The following is a 12,706-nucleotide window of genomic DNA, read 5'->3' as shown; positions in this document are numbered from 1 at the left end:
CGGTCACTAAGTCATTCCTTAGTGACCATTATATTTAACTATTCTGTGCTGATCTATTTCTCTCAAAGCTTAAATATCTTGTGCCCTGAAAGTCTAACACGCCACGATCTCCTTCAGACAACAAGCCATATTCTTTACCGGAAAGATGGAATTCAGAACGATCTCCGCTCTCAAACTCAAATGTCACATAATATCTAGTCGATGAGCTGACATGGTGGTGATGATCATGATGATTTGCATGTCTGGATACATCAGTACGTTTTGATTTCACGACTGCCGGTACACTAAGCCTTGGTGACTGTTCATTTTTTCGCCACTGCCCTATCCCGTTAAATATGTTAAATAATAAACCGCCAATAACAATAACAAAAATAATGCCAATAATGATAGGAACAATTTGAAAAACAGAATCTCCTCCGTAGAATGGGTCCATCAAATGATCACTCCTTTACATTCGTATTCATTTATATACGATTATGGATTCAGAATGTTTCAAACACTATAAAGATGTTATCTTTAAATTAAGACAACATCTTTTGCTTGTATCTTTAATCAGTCTTCAAAGTTAATCTGTTATGACATAATAAGCAATGAATCCTGCTATTCCTCCAATACTGAGACCAAATATTCCTCCGATGATCGCCCATGTAACCTTTGCCATAGGTTGATTTTTATTCAATAGTATCCCCACCCGCTTAAGAATGTGTTACCAAAAAAGATATAAAATAATCCACCTTATTAACCAGAAAACCTCTTGAAATAGTACAGAAAAAAAGACTAGCAGCTAAAGCATATTTGATTCAACCGCTATTTGTTCTTTCAGTTCATAATTTCGTTTCTCAACTTTTTGAATGATATTTTCCATTTTAACCACTCTTTTTATAATAGTTATTTTACACAAGAAAATAACAAAAACAGCGGAATCCTCATTCGTCGCTCATACTCAGCTTCTTCATCAAAATTCTCTTTAAGCGGACGGGCTTCACTCATTCCGTTGATCTTAAACCCAGCCTGCTGAAGAATAGAAAAATAGTCTTCCATTGTCCGATGATATTTGACGACATGTGCACCGATCCAAGGTTCAACTCTTTTCCCAGTGTGATAGTAATCATCAACGATCCAATCAGAGCGAGGTCCACCGCTTTGCATACTTTTAGCTGAGCTCGTTAGGAGCGGATGCTGTACACTAAAAATAAACCGTCCTCCCTGCTTTAAGCATGAAAAAATCCGGTTAACTGCACTTTGTAAATCTTCAATATAGTGAAGAGCAAGCTGTGATACAACAAGATCATAGACTTCCGTTTCAAAATCAAAGTCTTCTATGGACGATTGCAAAATTTTGCAGCCAGGATGATTCCCAAGTGACTCTTTAGCTTTCTGGCACATGCTTTCAGATCCATCCACACCTGTATATGTATTCCCCTTATTTTGAAGAAGCATTTCGCCAAGCGAGGCATCCCCGCAGCCTATATCTAGGATTCTTTGATTTTCGATGTTCCCCATCATGTTTAGCAGAGCAGGCAGTTCAATCACTATATTCGGACTCTCTTTGCGATGGCGGCGTTTCATATAATTCTCAAAAAAATCTTTATGTTCATATACAGATGATCCCTTGTATTCCATATTGCTCCCCCCTTACTCTGATTTCGGTCTCCCTCGATATCTGCATTCACGCAGTTCAAGTTCGTATGCCTCTAATCCTGGCAGTCCCATCTCTTTTGCTATCCGCAACTCTTTTTCAATATCATATGGAAGCCGAACAAGCTCTATGGAAAAAGGTGCAGCTTCTTTGGATTGATAGATACCATGCAGGATGCAATAGGCTGCGCCTCTCATATCAAGTGAGTTTCCAACACTTCCTGCATTGAAAAGCATTCGCTGCGGATAGATCGGCTGTATAAGTGCAGCATGAATATCTCCATAGCCGACAACATCAGGAACTGCACCGTCTTCCAGCGGAACAATCCATTCTGTATCAGCAAACATATCCTGCAGTTCCTCGAGTGATGCTCCCATTGGAAATACCCTATGGTAGACGCTCTTAGCGGAGGCGTGAAATAATCTTACATATTTACCGCTCATATAAAAATCATAATGGTACGGCAAACTCCCTAAATACGCCATATCCCCTTCATCAAGCTGATTCTGCTGCCAGATAATCTCAGAGGAGTCAATCGGCTTTCGAATAAAATCATCCCAGTTGCCAAGCACCACAACCTCACATTTTTCACGAATCAGCTCTAATACTTTTTTCGAATTCGGCCCTTTTCCAATTAGATCACCTAAGCATAGGATCGTCTGAATATCTCTTCTTTCAATATCCTTTAAAACCGCTTCAAGTGCCGTAAGATTACCGTGGATATCTGATATTACTGCAATTTTATCCATCGTGATCCCCCTTTTATCCATTTCATTCTCTATGCAGGAAAGCTTTTCCTTTAATTTTAGCATGCTGATTTTGATTATAAAAAATATATGTTAAAATAACGGGTAGGGCAAGTGATGCCTGATTCTTTTAATATTAAGGAGAAGAGTTATGTCAAAAGTTCTTGTATTTGGACACAAAAACCCTGACACAGACACAATTTGTTCAGCGCTTGTATATGCAGAATTAAAAAACAAACTAGGCATGAATGCCGAAGCAATCCGTTTAGGCGAAGTAAACGCAGAAACACAGTATGCTTTAAACTACTTCAACGTAGATGCCCCTCGTCTAGTAACAGCTGTAGCATCTGAAGCAGAGGAAGTCATCCTTGTTGACCATAATGAGTTTCAGCAAAGTGCCAACGATATTAAAGATGTGAAAATCCTTGAAGTTATTGATCATCACCGTATTGCAAACTTTGAGACAAGCGATCCTCTATACTATCGTGCTGAGCCTGTTGGCTGTACTGCAACGATTCTGAAGAAAATCTACAAAGAAAACAGCATTGAAATCACAAAGGAAATGGCCGGTTTAATGCTATCAGCAATTATCTCAGATTCCCTGCTGTTTAAATCTCCAACATGTACAGACCAGGATGTAGCAGCAGCAAAAGAACTTGCTGAGATTGCTGGAGTTAATCCTGAAGCATATGGTCTTGAAATGTTAAAAGCTGGTGCAGACCTAAGCGATAAAACAATCGAAGACCTGCTGACAATTGATGCGAAAGAATTCCAAATGGGCAGCTATAAAACTGAAGTGGCGCAAGTAAACGCTGTTGATGTAAACGACGTCATCAGCCGCCAAGCTGAACTTGAAGAATCCATTTCACTTATTGTCGAATCTAAAAACCTGGACTTATTCCTTCTTGTTGTAACAGACATCTTAAACAATGATTCTGTTGCACTTGCACTCGGAAACCAAAGCCCTGCCGTTGCAGAAGCATTTGGCGTAAGTCTTGTGAACAATAAAGCTGTGTTAAAAGGTGTTGTTTCCCGTAAGAAGCAGATTGTTCCGCCTTTGACGAATGTATTGGCAGCGAAATAATAGTAGAAAAACATCCCGCAAACTAATGCGGGATGTTTTTTGATAGGAGATTATTTATGTACATAGCAATATTTCTGTAATGAGCAGTGTCATTCGGCAAGCGGCAATATCTCATTTTACGAATACAGCTTACATGACAAATTCCTCTATTATTAAATCTGAACTTTTCATAATCGATATTATTTCATCTAAGTTCGTTATTTCAAAAGGACAAACAACCCCTATTACATTCTTATGAAGAGAAATCTTAGCTATTGCTGCTGTAACCATTGCTGTAGTGAAGTAATCAGAGGAAGCAGCTGCTGATATGATTTTCGTTCTCTTCATTCCACCAGCAATGCCTTTCACCTCAACAGTGAGATAAGCAGTTTCATCTTTATTAGGATTATGTTTTACGGTTTTAGACAGCAGCTTTTTATCAGCCTTCTGCATCACTTTAAGAAGGTCCATCTTATTCAGTAAAGAAACAATACTATTAAAAATATTATTATTCCAGGATGTCCAATAATACAGTTGTACATTTATTAACTTATCATGTATCAATCGTATCTCTGAATGATCAATTAATCTTACTCTCTTCCCTTTTGAGTGATTCACAAAATGCATTTTTCTTTTTTTAGTAAATCCAGGTTCAATTTCATTATGAAATGTAACCGGCTGAGAGATGATATTAAGCATATCTACTATTCCAGTTACTCCTACACTAGCGTTCGTATTTTGCAATAATGCCATGTTTACCTCTGTAACTTCTTGAAAATCCATAATCGCTTTTTTAATCATTAAACCTGATAATCCAGGAAAAAAACCAGACATAATGACAGAGCCTATATTATTTCTTATTGCACCCTGATCGAGGTCCATTACTTTCTCAGCAAAGTCATAAAATGGTGTTACATCAATACATATTATTTTATTTTCAATGCATGCCTTTTGAATGGCAGGTATTTTCTGCTTTAAAATAACGACTACAAGATCAACGTCCTTAATCACTTGCTTTACATTGTCAACGTCATCCACATTTAAGTATCTAAATTGAGTGTCACTGTTAAAAGAGTCTGCTAATCTTTTGCCTCGTTCCATTTTATAATCGGTTACGATTAACTTGATTTGATTATCAAATAACCGTTGCAATTCATTGCAGACTAATCTGCCAAGAGCTCCAGATGCCCCAACTACCATAATGTTTTTCATTAGTATGCAGCCTGCTCCCTCTACATTATTATACTAGCACTCCATTATTTACAGGAAACTGTTAACTTAACTATTCCTCTTTTTGATTTGCACTTTGAAAAATTATGAGAATTAGAATGATCCTAGCAGCTGGTAAAAAGATAGCTACTATAATAAGTGGATTCATATATCAACTTCTTAATTAGATAAGATTATTTTTCATGCTTCCAACTATATTCTCCATTAAATTTCCAACCGTCTGCCTCTCTGCCATCTGATAATTCACACCTGCCCATAGAGACATAGACTGGGCATTTCCTTGCTCAGCAGCTTTTTTTCTTAAGTTCCCAGTGAGTGTATTTTGATAGGGAAAGGGCAACACTGGTTTTTTTTCCATTTCAGCGATAAATTGATTATGAATGCCACGTGCCAGCTTGCCTGAAAAAGCTCTCGTTAAAACAGTTTCTTCCTTTCCATTAATTAATATATCTTTATAAGCAGGTGCTGCTCCACTTTCTTCGCATGTTAAAAATGCTGTTCCGAGCTGAACACCTTGAGCACCTGAGCCCAAAACATTCTGAATGGATTCCCCATTCATTATTCCTCCGGCTGCAATAATGGGAATCCGAAGCTTCGGAACAATCTGTGCCACTAAATCATGTACCGGGATTAATTCATCTTGTTCTCCATGAAATGTCCCGCGGTGCCCGCCCGCTTCTTCTCCTTGAATAACAATTGCATCCATTCCACTAGCTTCCAGTCTTAATGCATCTTTAACAGTTGTTGCGGTTCCGATTAATACAGCAGCATTTTTCTTAAGCTCCCGAACGATCTCTTTCCCTGGAATCCCAAATGTAAAGCTAACGATCGGGACTTTTTCCTTAAGAAGTTCTTCAACTTGATTTTCAAACACCCACTTGCTGTTCACTTCCATCTTTCTTCTTAACTGCTCCACATTTAGTTCCGGCTCAAAGGTTTCCAGTTCTGCCGCTGCCAATTTCAGTTCTTCAATGGAAGGAATCGGGAAATTATCCATTACAAATAAATTCACAGCAAATGGTTTGGCTGTCCGTTCTCTAACCCTATTTATCATTAGAGTGATCTCTTCCGGCTGCATATATCCTGCTCCGATCTGACCAAGACCGCCAAATTCAGAAACAGCGCCTACAAGGTGATCTGTCGTCACCCCTCCTGCCATTCCCGCCTGTAAAATGGGATAACGGATTTGGAGAAGTTCTGTCAATTGATTTCTATACCGGCTCATTGGTACAGCTCCTTATAAGAATTATAAAAAAATTAACAAAACATTCAGTTATTTATAACAAGAGAAAAGACCGGGGGAAATCTCCCGCCAGTCTAAACTAACTTTTCTATAATACTGTCGGCCACTGTGTGCCAATGGTTCTCATCTTCTTGGTATGAAGCAGTTAAACGCTTATACATTGCCGCTTGCTCGTCCTTAAAGTCATCAGCCTCAGCATTTGGCAGTTTGCTTCTTTCAGATATAACAAGTTCTTGAAGTTTTGGAGCACGAGGTCCCCAAACAGCCACTTCTTCTCCTTCATTGTTAAGGAATACGAAGATCGGAATGGCTCTTGATGTTCCGTTTGTTAAGTATTGGTCCATTAATTCTAAGTTAGAATCTCGCAATATGAAGCGAACTTCTATGCCGACTTCCTCAGCAATCTTTAGAAGGACTGGATTGTTAAGCATCGCATCTCCACACCAGTCCTCTGTTAGCACGATTACTTTAAGCCCTTTATCTTTAACAGGCTGCAGTTTTTCTTTTTCTTCTGAGGATAAAGTATATTTGCTGTAAATCCCCATCATTTCATCTTTGTTCACGTTCATTCCAGCAAGATACTCTTCTGTTGTAAGTCCCTTATTAAACCACTCTTGTAAAGTCATTCCCTATCGCCCCTTTGTTGATTTCATACCACTATTTTATAAGGGAAAGGGAAGAATTACAAATTGCGTGATTTTTCATTAATCCATCATTCGTTTTTTAAATGTAACGTAGGATAAGATAAATACCGCAGCAATCCATACACATATAACAGCAAGATAACTCCATATATCACCAAAGCCCGCTCCAGTTTGAACTTCTTTCGCTAATTCAATCAATTGAGTATTCGGCATATATTCTGCCGCCTTCAACACAGGGAAGCGCTCTGCTAAGAGAGTTGCGTATGAACCGAAGGTGAAAAGGAAGAAAAATGGCATGATCACGACAGATGCTTCCATCACAGACTTTGTTACTAATCCTAAAATAGTTCCAAGACCGATGTAGAAAAGAGTAGATAAAGCAATCGCAACACCTACAATAACCATATTCTCTGGCTGGTAATCAATGATCATAGCAGAAAATACGATAACAAGAATAGTTGTAACAAATGTCAGCAAGCTTTTACCAGCCAGGATTTCCAATGTACTAGCAGGTGAAAGCATAAGTCCGCGCAATGTATTTTTCTCTTTTTCTTCAGCAATCAAGGAACATTGAATATAGGCTCCAACAAGAGATAATGACATATTAATTACAGTGTAGACCATGTCAACGCCCATATCACCCTGCATGCCATAAAGAAAGGCCATTAATAGCGGAACAATAACGGTAAATGAAACATACATATTTTTACTAACATCTTTATAATCTTTTTGAAAAATAGCTAAAGTACGTTTTAATGAAAAGGTCATGATAGCTTCCTCCCTGTAATTTCTACAAATATATCTCCAAGTGTTGGCTCGTTCGAGTTAACAGAAACAACTTTATTTTCAGACATCAATTGATACATGCGCTGTGCCCCTTTTTCACCTTTTTCCAGCACTTCAATATGCCCATTATCCAGTTCAACAGATATCGTATTATCTGCATATTGTTTGCGGAGCTGCTTAGGCGTCCCGATTAACTGGATTTTTCCTTTATTTAAAAAAGCAACGCGATCACAAAGCAATTCTGCTTCATTCATATCATGAGTTGTTAAGAAAATCGTTGTACCATTTTCCTTCAATTGATCTAGACCCCGGTAAATATGACGTGAATTGACTGGATCAAGAGCTGAAGTTGGTTCATCCAGAAAAAGCAGATCCGGTTTGTGCAAGAATGCTCTTGCTAAAGTCACACGCTGTGTCATCCCTTTTGAGAGCTTCGAAACAACTTTCTTTCTCTCATCCTTTAAATTAACCATTTCTAATACTTCGTCGATTCTGGAATGAGGAACATTGTATAATCCGCAGTATAATTTTAAATTATCGTAGATTGATAATCGTTCATATAATCCGCTGTTATCCGTCAGTACACCGATTCTTCCACGCTGAGCCGGATCCTTCAAAAGATGAGCAGGGCGACCAAACACATATGCTTCCCCATCTGTCTGCGCCATTTGAGCTGTTAAGATTTTAATAGTAGTTGTTTTACCTGAACCACTTGGACCAAGGAAACCAAATGTTTCACCTTTCTTAATTTGAAATGAAACATCCTCAAGTGCTGTTTGATTGGCAAATAATTTTGCTAACGATTGAACCTCAATGATATTTTCCATTGTCATCCTCCTGCATTTGTTTTGCTGACTCCATCATATGGCAGTCCGCAGATTCATGCAGTATATATTCAGTGAAAAGAGCAATTTGGAGGTTGAATAGACCATATAAAGGGTGAATGGAGCATTATTTAAGCCCAAGCATCTCCTTTAATTCTGCCATTTTTGTTTTTGAAAGCGGAATGGATGACTGATCATGCAGGACAAGTGAATAGCTATTTCTTGTCCAGGTAATAACCTCCCGAACTTTTTGAAGGTTAACAATGTAAGAACGATGACAGCGATAAAATCCATAAGGAAGAAGTCTTTGTTCCAATTCATTTAACGTAAACATGCTTTGATACATGTCACCTTTTATGTATAGCTGTGAGCTTCCTTCACTGCTTTCAATATAATCAATCTCAGGCGGATCAAATAGAATGATCTTTTCATTCACTTTAGTTGGTATTTTTTCAAAGCGAACCGGCTGTACAATTGGTTCCTCTTCGACTGCCGCATCTTCCGGTTCCATTTCCTGCGGCATAACGTCCAGCTTATGTAATCCATGTTCATCCAGCCGATAAATCGTGTTTGTAACAGCGAGAGCACTGTCCATATTACTCGTCAGCACAAAAACCGCCTTTTTGTTTTTTTGCAGTTCCTGTACTACCTTCATTAAAACTCGCTTTGTCTCCAGGTCAACATTTTGATCCGCTTCCTCCAATATATAAATATCAGGATTGCTTAGAAGCAACTGAGCATAATGGACTCTTCTTTTTTCTGAGAATGTCAGCTTGCTAATTCGGACATTTCTTTTTGCCTCAAGCTGGGTTAGTTGAAGAATTCCGTCTATCGGCAGTTTAGAATCGAATAGTCTATGATAAAACAACAGACTTTCCTTAACCGTTAGGCGCTCGTAAAGTCCATCATCAATAGACAGTATACCTACTCGCTGATAGTAACTCTTCCCCAGCTGCTGAATACTTTTCCCATCGATAGCTATAGCCTGATCAGGAACGGGTATCTTTCTTCTTAACATTTCAAGAAGAACAGTTCTCACATTTATGCTCGTCATCAGACCAACAATTTCTCCAGATTCAATGGAAAGCTGAAAAGAGGGAAATACAATCGTATGGCCATCATGTTTTTCAATATTGTTAAATGATAAAATTGTCACGTTCCTACCGCCTTTTTCTGCTATATATCTAGTATCTTTGATCATTATACATGAATTTACCATGGGAAAACTTGTCTAATTTTGAGAATAATCATCTTTTCCTGGGAAATAAAAAGAAAACATGTCGAAATATACAGACAAGCTATAGCGAAAACGGCTGCCAATTCATTGGCAGCCGTTTAGGTTAGAAGACAAACGCCCTCCGCTTTTCTTTTGTCTAGCTCCTGGCGCTAGGGACTCGAGGTCTTAAGCCAATCTGTCCTAAAGGTTAAAGGGCAACCTTTATGCCATCTTGTCTTAAGCTTGTCGTCCCTGGGCAAGCGCCATCCGCTTTTCTATTGTCTAGCTCCAGCGGCTAGCCGCTCGAGGTCATAAGTCAATCCGTTCAGAAGGTTAAAAAACAACCTTCCGCCCGGCTCGCCTTATGCTTGTCGCGGCTGGGCAAGCCGCCTGCGCTTTTCTTTTTACCTTTTTTGTATTTCCTGCATTAGTAGCTTGTTCAAAAGCTGTGGGTTTGCTTGTCCCTTCGTTGCCTTCATCATTTGGCCAACAAGGAAGCCTACTGCTTTTTGTTTTCCATTCTTATAGTCCTCAATAGACTGCGGGTTATTGTCCAAAGTATCGGAAATAATCTTCAGCAGCGCAGATTCATCTGAAATTTGTACAAGACCTTTGTCTTTAACGATTTGCTGAGCCGTTCCGCCGTTCTCGACCAGTTCTTTAAATACAGTTTTTGCCATTTTCGAAGAAATTGTTCCATCTTCGATCAGCTTAATCATTCCAGCAAGACCTTCTGGTGAAAGCTTTGTCTCATGTAGTTCTTTTTGTTCTGCGTTTAAATATGCCGAAAGTTCGCCCATCACCCAGTTAGATGCTTGTTTTGCCTCTGCACCCGCTTCTACAGCACCCTCAAAGAAATCTGCCGTTTCCTTTGTAACCGTCAATACAGCAGCATCGTAAACCGGCAGGCCAAATTGCTCAATATAACGCTTTTGTCTGGCATCCGGAAGTTCTGGAATTTCAGCTTTAATTCTTTCCTTCCACTCATCATCAATATGAATGTCCAGAAGATCAGGCTCTGGGAAATAGCGATAATCATCTGATCCTTCTTTTACACGCATCAGCAATGTTGCACCTGTTGATTCATCGAACCTTCTTGTTTCCTGTTCAATTATACCGCCGCCGCTTAAAACCTCTGCCTGGCGCTTTTCTTCAAATTCAAGTCCTCTGCGCACAAAGTTAAATGAATTTAGGTTTTTCAGCTCTGTCTTCGTTCCAAACTCCTCTTGTCCAACAGGACGCAAGGATATATTAGCATCACAGCGGAGAGAGCCTTCTTCCATCTTACAATCAGACACTCCAGTGTATTGAACAATGGATTTTAATTTTTCTAAGTAGGCATATGCTTCATTTGGCGTACGTATATCCGGCTCCGATACGATTTCAATCAGCGGAGTTCCTTGACGGTTATAATCAACTAGGGAGTACCCTTTTCCATGTGTAAGCTTCCCTGCATCCTCTTCTAAGTGAATACGCGTAATGCCAATCTTCTTTTTATAGCCGTCCACTTCAATTTCGACCCAGCCATTCTCCCCAATTGGCTTATCAAACTGAGAGATTTGGTAAGCCTTCGGATTATCTGGATAAAAATAGTTCTTGCGGTCAAATTTCGTGACTGGTGCAATTTCACAGTTTAATGCCATCGCAGCCTTCATGCCATAATCGATTACTTTTTTATTCACAACAGGCAGCACACCTGGATAACCTAAGTCAATGACCGTTGTATTTGTATTTGGATCAGCACCAAAATGGTTTGGGCTTGATGAAAAAATCTTTGAGTCTGTTTTTAACTCAACGTGTACCTCTAGTCCTATGACCGTTTCAAAGTTCATGTCGTTCCCCCCTTACAATACCGGTTTTTGTTTATGATGATCTGTTTCCTGCTCAAACGCATGAGCAACACGATAAATTGTACTCTCATCAAAATGTTTCCCAATAATCTGCAGTCCCAGCGGCAGGCCATCGCTTGATAATCCGCACGGAACTGAAATGCCTGGCACACCTGCAAGATTCACTGGAATGGTTAATATATCATTTGCGTACATCGTTAACGGATCATCCACTTTTTCACCAAGCTTAAAGGCTGGTGTTGGTGTTGTTGGCCCAATAATGACATCATAGTTTTCAAACACTTGTTCAAAGTCTTGTTTAATTAATGTCCGCACCTTTTGTGCCTTTTTATAATAAGCATCATAATAGCCTGAGCTTAATGCAAATGTACCTAACATAATTCTGCGTTTTACTTCGTCTCCAAATCCTTCAGCTCGTGTCTTTTTGTATAGTTCTAACAGATTTTCAGGACTTTCTGTTCGATAGCCATACCGTACTCCGTCAAAACGCGCTAAGTTGGCTGATGCTTCAGAAGACGATAATAGATAATAGGCTGCTAATGCATATTTTGAATGAGGCAGTGAAACCTCTTCCCATGTTGCTCCTAATTTTTCAAGAACACTTAAGGATTTTAAAACAGAAGCACGCACTTCTTCTGTTACACCTTCTCCTAAGTATTCCTTTGGCACAGCTATTCTTAGTCCCTTTACATCCCCAGTTAGAGCTTCCGAGAAGTTTGGCACTTCAATATTGGCTGAAGTAGAATCCATTGGATCAATTCCAGCAATCGCCTGCAGCAAGAAGGCATTGTCCTCGACATTTCTTGTAATCGGACCAATTTGATCAAGGGAAGATGCAAACGCAACAAGTCCAAAGCGAGAAACACGTCCATATGTAGGCTTTAAACCGACCACTCCACAAAAGGATGCCGGCTGTCTAATGGAACCGCCTGTGTCTGATCCCAATGAAAAAAGAACCTCTCCCGCAGCAACCGATGCAGCCGATCCACCAGAAGAACCGCCAGGAACATGGTCAATATTCCATGGGTTGCGTACTGGTTTGAAGCCTGAGTTTTCGTTAGAAGACCCCATTGCAAATTCATCCATATTTAACTTTCCAACCGTCACAGTCTCAGCACTATGTAATTTATTCACAACCGTAGCATCGTAAATTGGATCAAAGTTGTCCAAAATTTTACTTGCGCAAGTTGTTCGCAAGCCTCGAGTGACAATGTTATCTTTGACACCAATTGGCATCCCAAACAGCATGCCTTTGGTTTCTCCTGCTGTAAGCTTGGCATCTAAATCCTTTGCTTTTTTAAGCGCCTTTTCCTCATCTAATGTTAAAAAAGCCTGAACTTTATCGTCTACCTCTGAAATTCTTTTAAAAGAATATGAAACGAGGTCAGAGACGGAAATTTCTTTTCTATGAAGCTTTTCTTGCAATGCTTTTACTCCATCATCAAATAAGCTCATATGTTTCCCT

12 protein-coding genes are annotated in these 12,706 nt (G+C 39.4%); 1 reads left to right on the top strand and 11 read right to left on the bottom strand.

The window, feature by feature from the left end; all coding sequences use genetic code 11:
* Positions 1–34: 34 nt before the first annotated feature.
* The 3 genes from F7732_RS13410 to F7732_RS13400 form a co-directional block, all read right to left on the bottom strand.
* Complete coding sequence (locus tag F7732_RS13410; protein WP_151574557.1) at positions 35–433, bottom strand: DUF2500 domain-containing protein; 399 nt, start codon at positions 431–433, stop codon at positions 35–37.
* Positions 434–888: 455 nt separating this feature from the next.
* A complete protein-coding gene (locus F7732_RS13405) occupies positions 889–1,623 on the bottom strand; it encodes a class I SAM-dependent methyltransferase (protein ID WP_151574556.1) in 735 nt (244 codons plus the stop codon).
* Positions 1,624–1,635: 12 nt separating this feature from the next.
* A complete protein-coding gene (locus F7732_RS13400) occupies positions 1,636–2,388 on the bottom strand; it encodes a metallophosphoesterase family protein (protein ID WP_151574555.1) in 753 nt (250 codons plus the stop codon).
* Positions 2,389–2,536: 148 nt separating this feature from the next.
* Here F7732_RS13400 and F7732_RS13395 point away from each other — a divergent pair, with 148 nt between their 5' ends.
* Positions 2,537–3,469: a manganese-dependent inorganic pyrophosphatase gene (locus F7732_RS13395; protein WP_151574554.1), complete on the top strand. Its 933-nt coding sequence runs from the start codon at positions 2,537–2,539 to the stop codon at positions 3,467–3,469.
* A gap of 129 nt (positions 3,470–3,598) precedes the next feature.
* Here F7732_RS13395 and F7732_RS13390 read toward each other — a convergent pair whose 3' ends face one another.
* From F7732_RS13390 to gatA, 8 genes are all read right to left on the bottom strand, one after another.
* Complete coding sequence (locus tag F7732_RS13390; RefSeq protein WP_151574553.1) at positions 3,599–4,660, bottom strand: saccharopine dehydrogenase NADP-binding domain-containing protein; 1,062 nt, start codon at positions 4,658–4,660, stop codon at positions 3,599–3,601.
* Between the two features lie 181 nt (positions 4,661–4,841).
* Entirely contained in the window at positions 4,842–5,903 is a 1,062-nt protein-coding gene (locus tag F7732_RS13385; RefSeq protein WP_151574552.1) for an NAD(P)H-dependent flavin oxidoreductase, read from the bottom strand.
* A gap of 92 nt (positions 5,904–5,995) precedes the next feature.
* Positions 5,996–6,547, bottom strand: coding sequence for a thioredoxin family protein (locus F7732_RS13380; protein WP_151574551.1), 552 nt, complete (start codon positions 6,545–6,547; stop codon positions 5,996–5,998).
* A gap of 78 nt (positions 6,548–6,625) precedes the next feature.
* A complete protein-coding gene (locus F7732_RS13375) occupies positions 6,626–7,333 on the bottom strand; it encodes an ABC transporter permease (RefSeq protein WP_151574550.1) in 708 nt (235 codons plus the stop codon).
* On the bottom strand, positions 7,330–8,178 hold the full coding sequence (locus F7732_RS13370; protein WP_151574549.1) for an ABC transporter ATP-binding protein: 849 nt from the start codon (positions 8,176–8,178) through the stop codon (positions 7,330–7,332). Before F7732_RS13370 ends, F7732_RS13375 begins: the two co-directional genes overlap by 4 nt.
* A gap of 124 nt (positions 8,179–8,302) precedes the next feature.
* Positions 8,303–9,331, bottom strand: coding sequence for a LytTR family transcriptional regulator DNA-binding domain-containing protein (locus F7732_RS13365; RefSeq protein WP_240056623.1), 1,029 nt, complete (start codon positions 9,329–9,331; stop codon positions 8,303–8,305).
* A gap of 464 nt (positions 9,332–9,795) precedes the next feature.
* A complete protein-coding gene (gene gatB / locus F7732_RS13360) occupies positions 9,796–11,223 on the bottom strand; it encodes an Asp-tRNA(Asn)/Glu-tRNA(Gln) amidotransferase subunit GatB (RefSeq protein WP_151574547.1) in 1,428 nt (475 codons plus the stop codon).
* Between the two features lie 12 nt (positions 11,224–11,235).
* On the bottom strand, positions 11,236–12,696 hold the full coding sequence (gene gatA / locus F7732_RS13355; RefSeq protein WP_151574546.1) for an Asp-tRNA(Asn)/Glu-tRNA(Gln) amidotransferase subunit GatA: 1,461 nt from the start codon (positions 12,694–12,696) through the stop codon (positions 11,236–11,238).
* Positions 12,697–12,706 lie beyond the last annotated feature (10 nt).

This window comes from Bacillus mesophilum, assembly GCF_008923265.1.
Lineage (GTDB): Bacteria > Bacillota > Bacilli > Bacillales > Cytobacillaceae > Cytobacillus > Cytobacillus mesophilum.
This window is presented reverse-complemented; position numbering and strand designations above follow the sequence as displayed.